Source organism: Micromonospora sp. WMMD737, from assembly GCF_049179055.1.
Taxonomy (GTDB): Bacteria; Actinomycetota; Actinomycetes; order Mycobacteriales; family Micromonosporaceae; genus Micromonospora; species Micromonospora reichwaldensis.
In genome coordinates this window covers 283,914-304,724 of record NZ_JBMHMH010000001.1, presented here as the reverse complement: position 1 = coordinate 304,724, position 20,811 = coordinate 283,914, and the positions used below count along the sequence as shown (strand labels likewise).

At 74.4% G+C, this 20,811-nt stretch carries 2 protein-coding genes; both read right to left on the bottom strand.

Annotation, left to right across the window (positions count from 1 at the left end):
* Window positions 1-297 precede the first annotated feature (297 nt).
* Complete coding sequence (locus ACN27A_RS01160) at window positions 298-1,158, bottom strand: metallophosphoesterase family protein (protein ID WP_421449078.1); 861 nt, start codon at window positions 1,156-1,158, stop codon at window positions 298-300.
* A 246-nt stretch (window positions 1,159-1,404) separates the two neighbouring features.
* On the bottom strand, window positions 1,405-20,778 hold the full coding sequence (locus ACN27A_RS01155; protein WP_421449077.1) for a type I polyketide synthase: 19,374 nt from the start codon (window positions 20,776-20,778) through the stop codon (window positions 1,405-1,407).
* Window positions 20,779-20,811 lie beyond the last annotated feature (33 nt).

The following is a 20,811-nucleotide window of genomic DNA, read 5'->3' as shown; positions in this document are numbered from 1 at the left end:
ATCGGAATCTGCCGATTCGTTGACCACACCACCGCCGACGGACCGGCTTCGTGCACAGGTGGGTGGAGACATGGCCGTCCGGCCAACGATCCCGACACCCGCTCCTGATTCCGGTTGTCGTGCCTGCTCAGGCGCCCGCCACGCCGGGCCGTCCCGCCGACACATGCCCGCCACCGTGACTGGACGGTACTGAGCGCCCATCACGCGCCCAACCCCTAGAGAACCCCTGATCGACCGGCCCGTGAGGGCCGTCGCGGCGGGTCCCGGACAAAGCGGTGACCAGCATCGCGACGGCGCTCAGACGGGCTGTCCGGCGACCGCCGGCAGGATGCGGCGCAGCCGCCCCGGAGGCGTCGAGCGGCGACGCCACTCCCGCGGGTAGCCCACCGAGACCTCTTCGAAGCGGACCCCGTCGTACCAGGTGGTGCGCGGGATGTGCAGGTGGCCGTAGACGGCGACGCGGGCGTCGAACCGGACGTGCCAGTCGGCGGTGGCCTCGGTGCCGCACCACTGCGCGAACTCCGGGTACCGCAGGATCCGGGTGGGTTCGCGGACGAGCGGGAAGTGGTTGACCAGGACGGTGGGCAGCCCGTTGCGTTCGGCGGTGAGCCGGCGCTCGGTCAGGGCCAGCCGCGCCCGGCACCAGGCGTCGCGCGTCGGGTACGGGTCCGGATGCAGCAGGATCTCGTCGGTGCAGACCACGCCGACCTCGTGGGCCCGCGCCAGGGCCTGCTCCTTCGTGTACGTCCCGGCCGGCCGGAAGCTGTAGTCGTAGAGCAGGAACAGCGGCGCGATCAGGACCGGGTCGTCGCCCTGCGGGTCCCAGACGGGGTACGGGTCCTCCGGAGTCACCACCCCGAGCCGGCGGCACAGCTCCACCAGGTGCTGGTAGCGCGCGTCTCCCCGCAGCTGGATCGGGTCCTCGCGGGGGGTCCAGAGCTCGTGGTTGCCGGGGGCCCAGATCACCTTGGCGAACCGGCTGCTGAGCAGTCCCAGCGCCCACTCGATGTCGGCGACGAACTCCCCGACGTCGCCGGCGACGATGAGCCAGTCGCCGTCGCGCTCCGGCCGCAGCCGCTCGACGATGGCCTTGTTCTCCGCGTGGACCACGTGCAGGTCACTGATGGCGAGCAACTGAGGCAGGCCGGATCCGGCCATGCGGACCTCCCGTCCATCCGGGGTACCGCACGCACCCACATCCGTACCGCTCGGCTGCCGGTGGGCAGGGCGAGACGGCCTGACGGGCTCCGACCCTACGGAGCCGGGCCCGCACCGGCACACCCCTAGACGGGCTCCGTGCACCCCTAGGCAGCCGCGCCTGCCCGACGGTGCCGGTCAGGCGGCCGGCGCCGTCGGGTGTCCCTTCCCCCGGCCCGTCCTGCCCTGGGCCGGGGCAGTGTCCGTTCAGGACTTGCCGAACTCCCGCTGGATGATGTCGAAGAGCTCGTCCCGGCTCGCCGACTCCAACTCCTGCCTGGCGGCCGGCGCCGGTGCGGTGGCGGCGGGTCGGCCCCGCCACCGGGCCAGCAGGTCCTCCAGCCGACCGACGACCGCGTCGTCGACCTGGTCTCCCGGCAGCCCGCCGAGAAGCTTGTCGAGGCGTTCGATCTCGGCCACGATCGGCAACGCCGGCTGCTCGGGCGCCAACTCGGCCCGCAGGTGACCGGCGAGCGCGTGCGGGGTGGGATGGTCGAAGACGAGGGTGGCGGGCAGTCCGATGCCCGTTGCGGCGGTCAGCCGGTTGCGCAGCTCGACTGCGGTGAGCGAGTCGAAGCCCAGTTCGAGGAAGCCGCGGGCGGGCCTGATCCCGCTCGGCGTGGCGTGTCCCAGCACCGCCGCGGCGGTGCCGCGGACCAGGTCGAGCAGGATGCGGTCGCGCTCCGGCCCGGAGGCGGCGGCGAGCCGCTCGCGCAGCGCCGACGCCGCGCCGCGGTCCTCGCCCTTCGGCGTCTCCTCCGCCTGTGCGGGCTGTGCTTCGGGGATGTCGGTGAACAGGCGCGACGGACGCAACGCCGTGAACGACGGCACAAACCGATCCCACCGCACATCCGCCACCACCACGTGCGACTCACCACCATCCAACACCCGCTGCAACGCCGCCACCGCCAACTCCGGAGCCATCCCCGGCAAACCACGCCGACTCAACTGCTCCCCCGCCACCCCCACCGCCATACCCGCCTCAGCCCACGGACCCCACGCCACCGACGTCCCCACCAACCCACGCCCACGCCGCGACACCACCAACCCATCCACAAACGCATTCGCCGCCGCATAACCCACCTGACCCGCCGAACCCCACACCCCCGCAATCGACGAAAACACCACAAACGCATCCAAATCCAAACCAGCAGTCAACTCATCCAACACCACCGCACCACCAACCTTCGCCCGCAACACCTCCTCCACCTCACCCACACCCACCTCACCCAACGGCGTCAACTGCGCCGCACCCGCCGCATGCACCACCGCCCGCAACCGCTCACCACGACCCACCAAATCCCCCAACAACCCCGCCACCGCACCACGATCCGCCACATCACAACCCACCACCGACACCCGCACACCCAAACCCTCCAACCGCCCCACCAACTCACCCACACCCGGCGCACCACCACCCCGCCGACTCACCAACACCACATGCTCCGCACCCACACCCACCGCCCACAACGCCACCCGCGCACCCAACGCCCCCGTACCACCCGTCACCAACACCGTCCCCGACAACCGAAAACCACCCACACCCGCCGGAGAAACAGCACCCGCCGCAGAACCCGCACGCACCAACCGCCGCACAAACACACCCGACGACCGCAACGCCACCTGATCCTCACCACCAGACGACGACAACACCCCACACAACCGACCCCACACACCCCCATCCAACAACCCCGGCAAATCCACCAAACCACCCCACCGCAACGGCACCTCCAAACCCACCACCCGACCCAAACCCCACACCGCAGCACCCGCGACATCCGCCAGCTCGTCCGAGCCGCCGACCGACACCGCCCCGCGCGTCAGCCACCACAACCGGCCCGACCCACCGACGTCGGTCAGCGCCTGCACCACGGCCAGCGCCGTCGACACCTCGGCGGCGGCCGGAACCGGGGACGCCTCCCGCGGCTCGGCCAGCGACAGCAGGGACACCATGTGGGCGTCCCGGTCGTCGGAGCCCATCGCCTCCCGCAGCAGCCGCGCCACCCGGTCGCGGTCGGCGCCGGCCGGGACCAGCACCGGGACCGCCCGGTCGGCCCGGGCGGCAAGCGCCGCGGCCACCGGATGCTCCTCCTGCCCGGGCGCCATCAGCAGCAGCCAGGTCCCCGCCAACGTCGCGGAGTCCGGCACGGCGGCCGTACGCCACGTCGCCCGGTACCGCCAGGAGTCGACGACGGCCCGCTGCTGCGTCGCCCGCCGCCACTGGGCGAGCTTGGGCAGCAGCGCCGTGGACGGCTCGTCCGCGCCCACCGCCAGCTCCTCGCCCAGCACGCCGAGGTCCCCGGACTCGACCGCCGCCCAGAACTGCTCGTCGGAGGGGGCGTCGGCCCGCTCCGGAGCCGCGCCGGGCTGGGGGTCCTCCAGCCAGTAGCGCTGCCGGTCGAAGGCGTAGGTGGGCAGTTCCACCGCGCGCGGCCGGGCGCCGGTCTGGCCGAGGTACGCCGCCCAGTCGACGGCCACGCCGGCGGCCCAGAGCTGCCCGACGGCGTTGGTGAGGGTGGGGACGTCGGGCTGGCTGCGGCGCAGCGTGGCGACGTACCGCACGTCGTCGGCCGGGTCCGCCTCGGCGGCCATGGCGGTGAGGACCGCGTCGGGGCCGACCTCCAGGAAGGTGTCCACCCCCTGCGCCCGCAACGCCGCCACACCATCGGCGAAGCGCACCGGCTGCCGCACGTGCCGCACCCAGTAGCCGGGCTCGGTGACCTCCCCGGCGTCCGCCACCGCGCCGGTCACGTTCGACACGATCGGGATCCTCGGCGGCTGCCAGTCCAGCCCCGCCACCACCGACGCGAACTCCTCCAGCATCGGCTCCATCAACCGCGAATGGAACGCGTGACTGACCGACAACTCCTTCACCCGCCAACCCCGCTCACGGCAGGCCGCCACCACCGAGGCCACCTCGCCGGCCGCACCCGACACCACCGTCGACGCCGGACCGTTCACCGCCGCGACGTCCACCGCAGCACCCGACGCGCCGATCAGCTCGGCGACAGCCTCCTCCGACGCGCCGACGGCCGCCATCACGCCACCGGCCGGCAGCGCCTGCATCAACCGGCCCCGCGCCGCCACCAGCGTGCACGCGTCCGCCAGCGACAACATCCCCGACACGTACGCGGCCGTCACCTCACCGATCGAGTGACCCGCCAGGTAGTCCGCCCGCACACCCCACGACGACAGCAGCTCCCACAACGCCACCTCGACCGCAAACAGGCCCGCCTGCGCGAACACGGTCTGGTCCAACAGAGCCCCATCGGCGGTGCCCGGCTCGGCGAACACCACCTCGCGCAGCGCACGCGGCAACAAGCCGTCGAAACGGGCGCACACCTCGTCGAACGACGCCGCGAAGACGGGGGACGCGTCGTACAGCTCCCGGCCCATGCCCACGCGCTGCGAACCCTGACCAGTGAAGAGCATCGCCCGGCGACCCGCCGACACCACACCTGAGACCCGGCCCTCGGCCACCGCCGACAGGCCCGCGACCAGGTCATCCGCTTCCGAACCCCACACGACCGCCCGGTGCTCCAGCGCCGCCCGGGTGGTCGCCAACGACCACGACACGTCCGCCACCGCAAGGCCGGACCGGTCCCGCACGAACGACGCCAACCGCGCCGCCTGACCCGCCAGGCCCCGCTCCGAACGGCCCGACACCACCCACGGCACCGGCATCCCGACAGGCGCGACGGGCGCGACGGGCGCGACCGGTGCCGGAGCGGACTCCGGCTCCGGCTGCTCGATGATCACGTGCGCGTTCGTGCCGGAGATGCCGAACGACGACACACCCGCCCGCCGAGGACGCCCCACACCCGGCCACTCACGCGAGGCCGTCACCAACTCCACCGCACCCGACGCCCAGTCCACATGCGACGACGGCGCATCCACATGCAAGGTCGCCGGCACCACCCCGTGCCGCATCGCCAAGACCATCTTGATGATCCCCGCCACCCCCGCAGCCGCCTGCGTGTGACCGATGTTCGACTTCACCGACCCCAACAACAACGGCACATCCCGACCCTGCCCATACGTCGCCAACAACGCCTGCGCCTCGATCGGATCACCCAACGACGTACCCGTACCGTGCGCCTCCACCACATCCACGTCGGCCGCCGACAAACCCGCACTCGCGAGGGCCTGCCGGATCACCCGCTGCTGGGAGGGGCCGTTCGGCGCCGTCAACCCGTTCGACGCACCGTCCTGGTTCACCGCCGTACCCCGTACCACCGCCAGGATCCGGCGGCCGTCGCGTTGCGCGTCCGACAGCCGCTGCACCAGCAGCACGCCGACGCCCTCGGACCAGCCCGTGCCGTCCGCGGCGTCCGAGAACGACTTGCAGCGGCCGTCGGCGGACAGGCCGCCCTGGATGGAGAACTCGGCGAACGTGCCCGGTGAGGCCATCACGGTGACGCCGCCGGCCAGGGCGAGGTCGCACTCGCCCGACCGCAGCGCCTGCGCGGCGAGGTGCAACGCGACCAGCGAGGACGAACACGCCGTGTCCACCGTCACCGCCGGGCCCTCGAACCCGAACGAGTACGCCACCCGACCCGACAACACGCTTGTCGCGTTGCCGGTGAGCAGGTGGCCGCCGACCTCCTGGGCCCGACCGACCGACCCGCTGGCGTACCCCTGGAAGCTGGCCCCGGCGAAGACGCCGACCGCGCCGCCCCGCAGGCTGGTCGGGTCGATGCCGGCCGACTCGACGGCCTCCCACGACGTCTCCAGCAGCAGCCGCTGCTGCGGGTCCATGGCGAGGGCCTCGCGCGGCGAGATGCCGAAGAACTCGGCGTCGAACTCGCCGGCGTCGTAGACGAAGCCGCCCCTGCGGGCGAAGGACGTGTCGGACAGGCCGCTGCTGAGGAAGCTGTCCCAGCCCCGGTCGAGGGGGAACTCGGAGATGCCGTCGCGTCCCGTGGCGAGCAGTTGCCACAGTTCTTCCGGGGATGCGACGTCACCCGGGAGGCGGCAGCCCATGCCGACGATCACGATCGGGTCGTCGTCCACGGTGGCGACCCTCCGGTCAGCCGGCGCGTCACCCGACGCTCCGAGCACGGTCTCCCGGATGAAGGCGACCAGGGCGGCCGGCGTCGGGTGGTCGAAGACCAGGGTGGAGGGCAGCGCGAGGCCCGTTTCGGCGGTCAGCCGGTTGCGCAGCTCGACTGCGGTGAGCGAGTCGAAGCCGAGACGCTGGAACGCCCGGTCCGGCCGCACCGCCTCCACGGTGGCGTGGCCGAGCACCGTGGCGACCTGGGAGCGTACGAGGTCCAGGAGGGACGCCTCGACCTCCGGCGGCGTCAGGGCCGCGAGTCGCTCGCGCAGCGCGGAGGCCCGGTCGGTGGGGCCGGTCTCGGCTCGGGCCGCCGCCTCGATCGCCGCCTGTGCTTCGGGGATGTCGGTGAACAGACGCGACGGACGCAACGCCGTGAACGACGGCACAAACCGATCCCACCGCACATCCGCCACCACCACGTGCGACTCACCACCATCCAACACCCGCTGCAACGCCGCCACCGCCAACTCCGGAGCCATCCCCGGCAAACCACGCCGACTCAACTGCTCCCCCGCCACCCCCACCGCCATACCCGCCTCAGCCCACGGACCCCACGCCACCGACGTCCCCACCAACCCACGCCCACGCCGCGACACCACCAACCCATCCACAAACGCATTCGCCGCCGCATAACCCACCTGACCCGCCGAACCCCACACCCCCGCAATCGACGAAAACACCACAAACGCATCCAAATCCAAACCAGCAGTCAACTCATCCAACACCACCGCACCACCAACCTTCGCCCGCAACACCTCCTCCACCTCACCCACACCCACCTCACCCAACGGCGTCAACTGCGCCGCACCCGCCGCATGCACCACCGCCCGCAACCGCTCACCACGACCCACCAAATCCCCCAACAACCCCGCCACCGCACCACGATCCGCCACATCACAACCCACCACCGACACCCGCACACCCAAACCCTCCAACCGCCCCACCAACTCACCCACACCCGGCGCACCACCACCCCGCCGACTCACCAACACCACATGCTCCGCACCCACACCCACCGCCCACAACGCCACCCGCGCACCCAACGCCCCCGTACCACCCGTCACCAACACCGTCCCCGACAACCGAAAACCACCCACACCCGCCGGAGAAACAGCACCCGCCGCAGAACCCGCACGCACCAACCGCCGCACAAACACACCCGACGACCGCAACGCCACCTGATCCTCACCACCAGACGACGACAACACCCCACACAACCGACCCCACACACCCCCATCCAACAACCCCGGCAAATCCACCAAACCACCCCACCGCAACGGCACCTCCAAACCCACCACCCGACCCAAACCCCACACCGCAGCACCCACCACGTCGGTCAGGGGCTCCGCGTCGTCCACGGAGACCGCCCCACGGGTGAGCCACCAGAGCCGCCCCTGGACCTCCGTGGTGGCCAGCGCCTGCGCCACCGCCAGCGCCTCGACCACGCCCGCTCCGGCCAGTGACAGCAGCGAGATCAGCCCGGCGACCGGCTGCCCGGCCTCCACCGCTCCGGCCAGTCGGCGTGCGACCTCGTCCCGGTCCAGCGCGTCCAGCACGACCGGCACCACCTCGGCGCCCCGCTCCGCCAGCCCGGCCAGCAGCGGATGGTCCTCCTGGCCGGGGGCCATCAGCACCAGCCAGGAGCCGGTCAGGTTCTCGTTCCCGGTCGCGTCCTGGCGCCGCCACACCACGTGGTAGCGCCAGGAGTCCACAGTCGACCGCTGCTGTGCGGCCCGCCGCCACTGCGCGAGCTTCGGCAGGACCGCACTGAACGGTTCGTCCGCGCCGACGCCCAGCTCGCCGCCGACCAGGTCGGGGTCGCCGGACTCCACGGCCGCCCAGAACCGCCCGTCGAGAGCTTCGCCGTGCTCGTCCCGGCGGGCCACGGGCGCCGCCTCGGGCCAGTACCAGGTGTGGTCGAAGGCGTACGTGGGCAGGTCCACCACACCCGGCCGGGCGCCGACCTGACCGTGGTAGGCAGCCCAGTCGACCGGCACACCCGCCACCCACAACTGCCCCAACGCCGCCGTCACCGCGGCCACCTCCGACTGGTCCCGCCGCGACGCCGGAACCCGCCGCACCCCCGCATCCGCGACGATCTCCGCCACCATCGCCGTCAACGTCGCATCCGGACCCACCTCCAGGAAGGTGTCCACCCCCTGCGCCCGCAACGCCACCACCCCGTCGGCGAACCGCACCGGCTGCCGCACGTGCCGCACCCAGTACTCCGGATCCACCAGCTCCAGCGGATCCGCCACGGCACCCGTCACGTTCGACACCACCGCGACGCGCGGCACCCGCCAGTCGAGCCCCGCCACCACCGACCGGAACTCGTCCAGCATCGGCTCCATCAACCGCGAGTGGAACGCGTGACTGACCGCCAGCTCCTTCGTCCGCCAACCCCGCTCACGGCAGCCCGCCACCGCCGAGGCCACCTCGTCGGCGGCACCCGACACCACCACCGACGCCGGACCGTTGACCGCCGCGACGTCCACCGCAGCACCCGACGCGCCGATCAGCTCGGCGACAGCCTCCTCCGACGCGCCGACGGCCGCCATGACGCCGCCGGCCGGCAGCGCCTGCATCAACCGACCCCGCGCCGCCACCAGCGCGCACGCATCCGACAGGGACAACATCCCCGACACGTACGCCGCGGTCACCTCGCCGATCGAGTGACCCGCCAGGTAGTCCGCCCGCACACCCCACGACGCGAGCAGCTCCCACAACGCCACCTCGACCGCGAACAACCCCGCCTGCGCGAAGACGGTCTGGTCCAACAGAGCCCCATCGGCGGTGCCCGGCTCGGCGAACACCACCTCGCGCAGCGCACGCGGCAACAAGCCGTCGAAACGGGCGCACACCTCGTCGAACGACGCCGCGAAGACGGGGAACGCGTCGTACAACTCGCGACCCATGCCGGCGCGCTGCGAGCCCTGGCCCGTGAAGAGCACCGCCCGACGACCCGCCGACACCACACCCGAGACCCGGCCCTCGGCAACAGCCGACAGACCGGCGACCAGCTCGCCCGCGTCCGAGCCCCACACCACCGCCCGGTGCTCCAACGCCGCCCGGGTCGTCGCCAACGACCACGACACGTCCACCGGCGACAGGCCACGATCGCGCACGAACGACGCCAACCGCCCCGCCTGACCCGCCAGGCCCCGCTCCGAACGGCCCGACACCACCCACGGCACCGGCAGTCCGACGGACGCGGGAACCGGCAGCCCGTCCGCCGATCCGCCCCGGTCGGTCTCGCCGCCCTGCTCCGCGCCCGAGGGGTGCACGGACTCCGCCGTAGTCGACGCGGCCGCAGGCCCCGGCACCGGCTGGGAGGCGGCGGGCTCCGCCGCCAACTCCGGCTGCTCGATGATCACGTGCGCGTTCGTGCCGGAGATACCGAACGACGACACACCCGCCCGCCGAGGACGCCCCACACCCGGCCACTCACGCGACGCCGTCACCAACTCCACCGCACCCGACGCCCAGTCCACATGCGACGACGGCGCATCCACATGCAGAGTCGCCGGCACCACCCCGTGCCGCATCGCCAAGACCATCTTGATGATCCCCGCCACCCCCGCAGCCGCCTGCGTGTGACCGATGTTCGACTTCACCGACCCCAACAACAACGGCACATCCCGACCCTGCCCATACGTCGCCAACAACGCCTGCGCCTCGATCGGGTCGCCCAGCGTCGTGCCGGTGCCGTGCGCCTCCACCACGTCCACGTCGGCCGCCGACAGACCCGCACTCGCGAGCGCCTGCCGGATCACCCGCTGCTGCGACGGACCGTTCGGCGCCGTCAACCCGTTCGACGCACCATCCTGGTTCACCGCCGTACCCCGTACCACCGCGAGGACCCGGCGCCCGTCGCGTTGCGCGTCCGACAGCCGCTGCACCACGAGCACGCCGACGCCCTCGCCCCACGCGGTGCCGTCCGCCGACTCGGCGAAGGCCTTGCAGCGGCCGTCCGCCGACAGCCCGCCCTGGCGGGAGAACTCGATGAAGGCACCCGGGGTGGCCATCACCGTAACGCCGCCGGCCAGGGCCAGGTCGCACTCGCCCGACCGCAGCGCCTGCGCCGCGAGGTGCAACGCCACCAGCGACGACGAACACGCCGTGTCCACCGTCACCGCCGGACCCTCGAAGCCGAACGAGTACGCCACCCGACCCGACAACACGCTCGCGGAGGCGCCGGTCGCGGCAAATCCGGCGAGTGCCTCCCCGGCCTGGCGTACGACGGTCTCGTAGTCCTGCCCGTTCGTGCCGGCGAACACCCCGACCCGGTCGCCGCGCAGCGCGAGGGGCTCGATCCGGGCGTCCTCGAACGCCTCCCAGGCGACCTCCAGCAGCAGCCGCTGCTGCGGGTCCATCGCGAGGGCCTCGCGCGGCGAGATGCCGAAGAACTCCGCGTCGAAACCGCCCGCGTCGGCCAGGAAGGCCCCGCGCGAGACGTAGGAGTCGGTCCCGGCCAGGGACTCCAGGTCCCAGTGCCGGTTGGTCGGGAAGTCCGACATCGCGTCGGCGCCGGCCGTCAGCAGGTCCCAGAGCCCCTCCGGGGACTCGGCTCCGGCGGGGAAACGGCAGCCCATGCCGACGATGACGATCGGGTCGTCGCCCACGACGGGACCGGTGGCGGCGGGGACGGGCAGCGCCTGCCCGCCGAGCAGCTCGGCGTGGATGTGGCCGGCCAGGGCCGCCGAGTTCGGGTAGTCGAAGGCGAGCGTGGTCGGCAGCGCGAGGCCAGTCGCCGCGTCGAGCCGGTTGCGCAGCTCGACCGCCGCCAGCGACGTGAAGCCGAGGTCCTGGAAGGCCCGGTCCGGTGCCACCCGCTCGGCGGACTCGTGGCCCAGAACGGCCGCGACCTCGGCACGCACGAGCTCGCCGAGGGCGCGCAGCTGCTCCGCACCGGACATTCCCGCCAGGCGGAGGCGCAGGTCGGCCGCCGGCACGGGAGCGTCGGCCGCCCCCGCCGCGCCGGCCTCGGCCAGCAGGTCGCGGACCAGCGGGTGCGGGCGCCGACCGCCGGCGGCGGCCACCCGGGCCCAGTCGATGTCGGCCACCACGAGGTACGTCTCGTCGCGGCCCAGCGCCCGGGTGAGGGCGCGTACGGCCGTCTCCGGTGCCATCGCGCCGAAGCCGGTGCGGCTCAGCCGCTGCTCGAACTCACCGGCGCTGACCCCGCCGTCGGCCCACAGGCCCCAGGCGAGCGAGGTCGCCGGCAGCCCCTCCGCGCGACGCCGCTGCGCCAGCGCGTCGAGGAAGGCGTTGCCCGGCGCGTAGGTGGTCTGCCCGGCGGCGCCCATGAGGCCGGCGAGGGAGGAGAAGAGGACGAAGGCGGAGAGGTCGCTGCCCCGGGTCAGCTCGTCCAGGTTGCGCGCGGCGTCGACCTTCGCCCGCAGGGCGGTGTTCAGCTGGTCGACGCTCACGGCGTCGACGACGTTGTCGTCGAGGGCGGCGGCGGTGTGCACGACCGCGCCCAGCGGAAGCTCGGCGGGGATCGAGTCGAGCAGCGCCGCGAGCGCGGCCCGGTCGGCCACGTCGCAGGACGCGAGGGTGACCCGGGCGCCGAGCCCGGCGAGTTCCTCGGCGAGGGCGGTCGCGCCGGGCGCATCGCCGCCCCGCCGGCTGACCAGCAGGAGGTGTTCGGCTCCTTCGGCGGCCAGCGCGCGGGCGACGTGTCCCCCGAGCGCCCCGGTGCCGCCGGTGATCAGCACCGTGCCGCGCGGCGTCCAGGAACGGCGCGCACCGGTGTCGCCGTACGTCGCGCGAACGAGCCGGCGGGCGTGGCCGCCGGTGCCGCGCAGGGCGACCTCGTCCTCCTGACCGGTGCCGGCGATCAGCGTCCGGAGCATGCGCACGACGCCCTGGTCGGGCTGCTCGGGGACGTCGACGAGCCCGCCCCACCGGTGCGGGTGCTCGGCGCGCAGCACGCTGCCGAAGCCCCACGCCATGGCCTGTACGGGGTCGACGTGCCGGTCCCGGGACCCGACGGAGACCGCGCCGCGGGTGACGATCCAGAGCCGGGCGGTGATCCCGGCGTCCCCGAGGGCCTGCGCGAGCGCGACCGTGCCGGCGAGGCCCGTCGGCACGGAGGCGGCCCCGGCGTGCGGCCGGGTGTCGAGGGCCAGCAGGGAGAGTACGGGCAGCACGTCCCCGTCGCGGCCGGTCGACGCCTCGGCGAGGTCGTGGGCGAGGCGCTTGCGGTCGCACGCGGCGTCGACCTCGACGATCCGCCCGCCGGCGGCACCGAGGGCGGCGGCCCAGTCCGTCACGGCCGCGTCGGCGTCGGCCGGTACGACGAGCAGGAAGTCGGTCGCCTCGGCGCGGGCGGCGTCGTCCGTGAGCGGTTGCCAGGCCACCCGGTAGCGCCAGGAGTCGAGGGCCGCCTCGGCGTCCCGGCGGCGTCGCCAGGTGGACAGCGCCGGCAGCACCTCCGCGAGCGGGGCGTCGGCGTCGACGGCCAGGCTCTCGGCGAGGGTCGTCAGGTCCTCCGCCTCGATGGCCCGCCAGAAGTCCTCGTCGGCGGCGGTACGCCGGGCAGCGGGGGGACGGTAGGACCGCGTCGCGGCATTGATCCAGTAACGTCGATGGTCGAAGGCGTACGTGGGCAGGTCCACCACGCCCGGCCGGGCACCGACCTGACCGTGGTAGGCAGCCCAGTCGACCGGCACACCCGCCACCCACAACTGCCCCAACGCCGCCGTCACCGCGGCCACCTCCGACTGGTCCCGCCGCGACGCCGGAACCCGCCGCACCCCCGCATCCGCGACGATCTCCGCCACCATCGCCGTCAACGTCGCATCCGGACCCACCTCCAGGAAGGTGTCCACCCCCAGCGCCCGCAACGCCACCACACCATCGGCGAACCGCACCGGCTGCCGCACGTGCCGCACCCAGTAGCCGGGCTCGGTGACCTCCCCGGCGTCCGCCACCGCACCCGTCACGTTCGACACGATCGGGATCCTCGGCGGCTGCCAGTCCAGCCCCGCCACCACCGACGCGAACTCCTCCAGCATCGGCTCCATCAACCGCGAATGGAACGCGTGACTGACCGACAACTCCTTCACCCGCCAACCCCGCTCACGGCAGGCCGCCACCACCGAGGCCACCTCGCCGGCCGCACCCGACACCACCGTCGACGCCGGACCGTTCACCGCCGCGACGTCCACCGCAGCACCCGACGCGCCGATCAGCTCGGCGACAGCCTCCTCCGACGCGCCGACGGCCGCCATCACGCCGCCGACCGGCAACGCCTGCATCAACCGACCCCGCGCCGCCACCAGCACACACGCATCCGACAGGGACAACATCCCCGACACGTACGCCGCGGTCACCTCACCGATCGAGTGACCCGCCAGGTAGTCGACCCGCACACCCCACGACGACAACAGCTCCCACAACGCCACCTCAACCGCGAACAGGCCCGCCTGCGCGAAGACGGTCTGATCCAACAGAGCCGCAGCTTCCGAACCCGCCTCCGCGAACACCACCTCGCGCAACCCACGCGGCAGGTGCGGATCGATCTCCGCACACACCACGTCGAAGGACGCCGCGAAGACGGGGAACGCGTCGTACAGCTCCCGGCCCATGCCGACGCGCTGCGAGCCCTGGCCCGTGAAGAGCACCGCCCGACGACCCGCCGACACCACACCCGAGACCCGGCCCTCGGCGACCGCCGACAGACCGGCGACCAGCTCGTCCGCGTCCGAGCCCCACACGACCGCCCGGTGCTCCAGCGCGGCCCGGGTCGTCGCCAACGACCACGACACGTCCACCGGCGACAGGCCACGATCGCGCACGAACGACGCCAACCGCCCCGCCTGACCCGCCAGGCCCCGCTCGGAGCGCCCCGACAGCATCCACGGCACCGGCAACCCGACGGGCGCGGCAGAGGCTGCGGCGGACTCCGGCTCCGCCTGTTCGATGATCACGTGGGCGTTCGTGCCGGAGATGCCGAACGACGACACGGCCGCCCTGCGCGCGCGGCCCACACCCGGCCACTCGCGCGCCTGCGTCACCAGCTCCACGGCGCCCGACGACCAGTCCACGTGCGACGAGGGCTCGTCCACGTGCAGCGTCGCCGGCACGGTCCCGTACCGCATAGCCATGATCATCTTGATGACGCCCGCCACCCCGGCGGCGGCCTGCGTGTGGCCGATGTTCGACTTCACCGACCCCAGCAGCAGCGCGTCCCGGTCGTCGCGGTCCTGCCCGTACGTGGCGAGCAGCGCCTGGGCCTCGATGGGGTCGCCCAGCGTCGTGCCCGTGCCGTGCGCCTCCACGACGTCGACGTCGGCGACGCCCAGCCGGGCGTTCGCGAGAGCCTGCCGGATCACCCGCTGCTGCGACGGGCCGTTCGGCGCCGTCAACCCGTTCGACGCGCCGTCCTGGTTCACCGCCGTGCCCCGCACGACCGCGAGGACCGGGCGCCCGTCGCGCCGCGCGTCCGACAGCCGCTGCACCAGCAGCACGCCGACGCCCTCGGACCAGCCCGTGCCGTCCGCCGCGTCGGAGAACGACTTGCACCGGCCGTCGGGGGCCATGCCCCGCTGCCGGGAGAAGTCGATGAACGTCTCGGGCGTCGCCATCACGGTGACGCCGCCGGCCAGCGCGAGGTCGCACTCGCCCGACCGCAGCGCCTGCACCGCCAGGTGCAACGCCACCAGCGACGACGAACACGCCGTGTCCACCGTCACCGCCGGCCCCTCGAAACCGAACGAGTACGCCACCCGGCCCGACAACACGCTGCTGGCGGTGCCGACGCCGAGGTAGCCGTCGAGGGCCTCCGGAACGTCGGCCAGCCCGGCCGCGTGGTTGTGGTACATCATGCCGGCGAACACGCCGACGGGGCGGCCCCGCAGCGCGAGCGGGTCGATCCGGGCGTCCTCGATGGCCTCCCACGCGGCCTCCAGCAGCAGCCGCTGCTGCGGGTCCATGGCGAGCGCCTCGTGCGGCGAGATCTTGAACAGGGTGGCGTCGAAGTCGCCGGCGTCGGCCAGGAAGCCGCCCTCGCGGGCGTAGCTGCTGCCCCGGCGCGCGCCGGACGGGTCGTACAGGTCGTCGACGTCCCAGCCCCGGTCGGCGGGGAAGCCGGTGATGCCGTCTCCACCGGCCACGAGGAGGTCCCACAGCTGCTCGGGGCTGCGTACACCGCCGGGGTAACGGCAGCTCATGCCGACGATCGCGATCGGCTCGTCGAGCGCCGCGACGGCGGCGACCGGGGCCGGCGGCGCACCGGCGGCGGTCCCGGTCTCGGCGTCCAGGTGCTCGGCCAGGGCGAGCGGGGTCGGGTGGTCGAAGACCAGGGTCGCCGGCAGGCGCAGGCCGGTCACCGCGCCCAGCCGGTTGCGCAGCTCGACGGCGGTCAGCGAGTCGAAGCCCAGCTCGGTGAACGGGCGTCCGGCCTCGACGGCGGCGGCGTCGGCGTACCCCAGCACCGCCGCGACCTGGTCGAGGACGAGCCGCAGCAGGGCCGCGGCGCGCTCCTCGCGGTCGAGCCCGGCCAGCCGTTCGGCCAGGGCGGCGGTCTCCGCCGGGCCCGACCGCGCGGCGCGACGCCGGGGCGCGCGGACCAGGCCGCGCAGGACCGACGGCAGGGTGCCCGCCTCGGCCTGGGCGCGCAGCGCCGGGCCGTCCAGCGCCATCGGCACCGTCGCGGGCAGGCCGGTCAGCAGCGCGGCGTCGAAGAGCGCGAGGCCGTCCGCCTCGGGAAGCGGCCGTACGCCGGCGCGGGCCAGCCGGTCGGTGTCGGCCCGGTCGAGGCCGGCGGTCATGCCGCCGCCCGACTCGACCCACGGCCCCCAGGCCAGGGAGTGTGCGGGGAGGCCCGCGGCCCGCCGCCGGTGCGCGAGCGCGTCCAGGAAGGCGTTGGCCGCCGCGTAGTTGGCCTGGCCGGGGCTGCCGGTCACGCCCGCCGCCGACGAGTAGGTGACGAAGAGCGCGAGGCCGTGGGCGGCGGTCAGCTCGTGCAGGTGCGCGGCGGCGTCCACCTTCGGCCGGAGCACCTCGTCGAGGGACTCGGCGGTGAGCGAGGTCAGGGTGCGGTCGGCCAGTACGCCGGCGGTGTGCACCACGCCGGTCAGCGGGTGCGCCGGGTCGATCCGGTCGAGCAGCGCGGCGAGGGCGTCGGGGTCGGCGGCGTCGCACGCCTCGACCGTCGCGGTGGCGCCCAGGTCGGCGAGGTCGGCGAGCAGGTCGGCGGCGCCGGCCGCGCCGGGCCCGCGCCTGTTGGTCAGCACCAGGTGACGGACCCCGTGCCGGGTGACGAGGTGGCGGGCGACGAGCGCGCCCAGGGCACCGGTGCCGCCGGTGACCAGCACCGTGCCGTCCGGGTCCAGCGCCGGCGCCGGCGCGTCGGGTTCCGGGGCGGCGACGAGCCGGGGCACCCGGACCACGCCGTCGCGCACCGCCGCCTGCGGCTCGTCGGCCGACAGCAGGCCGGCGAGGGCGGACGCGGAGCTCTCCTCGTCGTCGAGGTCGACGACGAGGAACCGGCCGGGGTGCTCGGCCTGGGCGGACCGGAGCAGGCCCCACACGGCGGCGCCGGCCAGGTCGGCGACGTCCGCGTCGTCGTCCACGGCGACGGCGCCGCTGGTGAGGACCACCAGCCGGGACCCGCCGGTGTGGCGCTCGGCGGCGAGCCAGCCCTGGAGCACGGCGAGGACCTCGGCGAGCAGGTCGTGGACCGGGCCAGGGCCGGTCGCGGCGGCGCCGGCCACCCGGTACAGCACGACGTCGGGCACCCCCGCGTCGCAGAGCGCGTCGAGGTCGGCGTGCCGGTCGGCGGTCACGCCGGACGGCAGCGGCGCGGGACGGTCGCCGAGCACCGCCCAGGTCGTGCCGTCGGGTGCGCCCACGCCGCCGGCATGCCGGGGCCAGTCGAGGCGGAACAGCGAGCGACGCCACGGGGACCCGCCGGAGGTGAGTTCCCCGACCGGCAGGGGCCGCAGCACCAGGGAACCGACCCGGGCGACGGGCTCGCCGGCGGCGTCCGCGACCAGCATGGCCACCGTGTCCGCGCCGGTGGGGCTCAGCCGTACCCGCAGCGTGTCCGCGCCGTGGGCGGACAGCGTCACGTCCGACCAGGCGAACGGCAGCCGGGCCTCGCCGGGGTCGACGATGCCGAGCCCGACCGCCTGCACGGCGGCGTCGAGCAGCGCCGGGTGCAGCCCGTACGCGCCGGCGTCGTCGGCCGCCGGCTCGGGCAGCGTCACCTCGGCGTACACGTCGGTGCCGGCCCGCCAGGCGGCGCGCAGCCCCTGGAAGGCGGGGCCGTACGCGAACCCGGCCCGCGCCGCCCGCCCGGTCAGCTCCGACACGTCGAGGGCGGTGGCGCCGGTCGGCGGCCAGTCCGCCAGCGTGGCCCCGCCGTCCCCGGGCGCCGGGGCGAGCAGGCCGGTGGCGTGCCGGACCCACAGGTCGTCGGTGCTGGAGCGGCGGGCGTGGACCGTCACCTGCCACGCCTCGCCGCCGGTGCGCTCGGCGGCGACCTGCACGTCGACGCCGCTGGTCTCCGGCAGCACCAGCGGCGCCTGGAGGGTCAGCTCGGCGAGCCGGTCGGCGCCGACCTCCGCGCCGACGCGCAGCGCCAGCTCCACGAATCCGGTTCCGGGGAAGAGCACCACGTCGCGTACGGCGTGCTCGGCCAGCCAGGGCTGGCTCTCCACGGACAGCCGGCCGGTGAGCGTCACCTCGTCGCCGTCGGCCGAGCGGAACACCGCGCCGAGCAGCGGGTGGCCGGTCGGGGTCAGCCCGGCGGCGGTCACGTCGGCGGCCTGCGGCAGGGGCAGCAGCCAGTAGCGTTCGCGCTGGAACGCGTACGTGGGCAGGTCGACCGGCGCGGGCGGGCCGTCGAACAGGGCCGCCCAGTCCACCGGCACGCCCCGGGCCCACACGGTGGCCGCGGCGGCCAGCGCGGTCGCCGCCTCGTCGTGGTCGGCGCGCAGCATCGGGGCGCACACCGCCTGGTCCGCGCCGACGATCTCCTGGGTCAGCGCGGAGAGCACCCCGCCCGGCCCCACCTCGACGTACGCGCCGACGCCCAGCTCGCGCAGGGTGGCCACGGCGGCGCCGAAGCGGACCGTGTCGCGGACGTTGCGCAGCCAGTACGCCGGGGAGCGCACCTCGTCGGGGTCGAGCAGCGCGCCCGTCACGGTGGAGACCACGGGGATCCGGGGCGCGGCGAAGGTCAACTGCCCGAGCACGTCGCCGAACGCGTCGAGCATCGGGTCCATGCGGGCGGAGTGGAACGCGTGGCTGACCCGCAGCCGCTTCGTGCTGCGGCCGAGGGCTTCGAAGTGTGCGGCGACCGCCAGCACCGCGTCCTCGTCGCCGGAGACGACGACGGACTCCGGGCCGTTGACGGCGGCCAGCCCGGCGCCGGTCGCCTCGCCGGCGGTGTCCAGGTGCTGGCGTACCTCCGCCTCGGTGGCGCGGATCGACACCATCGCCCCGCCGGTGGGCAGGGCCTGCATCAGGGTGCCCCGGGCGGCGACCAGCCGGGCGGCGTCGGGCAGCGACAGCACGCCGGCGACGTGCGCGGCGGCCACCTCGCCGACCGAGTGGCCGGCCACGAAGTCCGGCACGACGCCCCAGGACTCGACGAGCCGGTAGGCCGCCACCTCGACGGCGAACAGCGCCGCCTGGGCGTAGCCGGTGCGGTCGAGCACCTCGGCGGGACCGTCGAGCACGGCGCGCAGCGGCCGGTCGAGGTGCCTGTCCAGTTCGGCGCAGGCGGCGTCGAAGGCCGCGGCGAAGACAGGGAACGCCGCGTACAACTGGCGGCCCATGCCGACGCGCTGGGCGCCCTGCCCGGTGCAGAGCACGGCGACGCGGGTGGGGCTGGCGACCCCGCGCCGCACGGACGCCGCCGGGACGCCGTCGGCGAGCGCGCCGAGCTCGGCGACCAGCTCGTCCCGGTCGGCCCCGAGCACCACCGCCCGGTGCTCCAGGACGGACCGGCCGGTGGCCAGGGCCCGGCCCACGGCGGCCGGCGCGGCGTCGGGGTGCGCGGCGAGCCAGGAGCGCAGCCGGTCGGCCTGGGCGCCGAGCGCGGCGGCGCTGCGCGCGGAGACGACCCACGGCAGCGGGTCGGGCCCGGCGACGGCGTCGGTGCCGTCGGCCGGCTGCGGCGCGGGCGGGGCGGCCTCGACGATGACGTGGGCGTTGGTGCCGCTGACGCCGAAGGAGGAGACGCCGGCCCGCAGGGGCCGGGAGCCGCGCGGCCACGGGCGCGGCTCGCGGAGCAGGCTCACCGCGCCGGCCGACCAGTCGACGTGCGGGGACGGCTCGTCGACGTGCAGGGTCCGCGGCAGGACGCCGTGGCGCATCGCCATGACCATCTTGATCACGCCGGCGACGCCGGCCGCGGCCTGGGTGTGCCCGAGGTTGGACTTGATCGAGCCGAGCCAGAGGGGCTGGTCCTCGGCCCGGTCCCGGCCGTACGTGGCGAGCAGCGCCTGCGCCTCGATGGGGTCGCCGAGGCGGGTGCCGGTGCCGTGGGCCTCCACCGCGTCCACGTCGGCCGGGGAGAGCCGGGCGTTCGCGAGGGCCTGGCGGATCACCCGCTGCTGCGACGGCCCGTGCGGCGCGGTGAGGCCGTTGGAGGCGCCGTCGGAGTTGACGGCCGTGCCACGGACGACGGCGAGCACCGGGTGGCCGTTGCGCTGGGCGTCGGAGAGGCGCTCCAGCAGCAGCAGGCCGGCGCCCTCGCTCCAGCCGGTGCCGTCGGCAGCGGCGGCGAAGGACTTGCAGCGCCCGTCCGGGGACAGGCCGCGCTGGCGGCTGAAGCCGACGAACGTGTCGGGGCTGGACATGACGGTGACGCCGCCGGCCAGCGCGAGCGTGCACTCGCCGGAGCGCAGGGCCTGCACGGCGAGGTGCATCGCCACCAGCGAGGACGAGCAGGCGGTGTCGACGGTCACCGCCGGGCCCTCGAAACCGAAGGTGTACGCGATCCGGCCGGAGACGACGCTGCCGTGGTTGCCGGTGCCGACGAACGCCTCGACCTCCTCCGGCACGCCGTTGAGGCGGGAAACGTAGTCGTGGTACATGACGCCGGTGAAGACGCCGGTGCGGCTGCCCTTGAGCGAGTCGGCGGCGATGCCGGCCCGCTCGACCGCCTCCCAGGCGACCTCGAGCAGCAGCCGCTGCTGCGGGTCCATGGCCAGCGCCTCGCGGGGGGAGATGCCGAAGAACCCGCCGTCGAACTCGCCGGCGTCGTGCAGGAAGCCGCCCTCGCGGGTGTACGACTTGCCGTGCGCGTCCGGGTCCGGGTCGTAGAGGTTCTCCACGTCCCAGCCCCGGTCAGCGGGGAACGGCGTGACGGCGTCGACGCCGGACTCGACCAGCCGCCACAGGGCCTCGGGGGTCCGCACCCCGCCCGGGTAGCGGCAGGCCATCCCCACGATCGCGATCGGCTCGTGGTTCTGCTCGTCGACGGCCCGCAGGCGTTCGCTGGTCTCGTGCAGGTCAGCGGTGACGCGCTTGAGGTACTCGCGGAGCTTGGCTTCGTTCGCCATCGGGTTGATCACCTGTCGCTAAGGGGCAAGCGG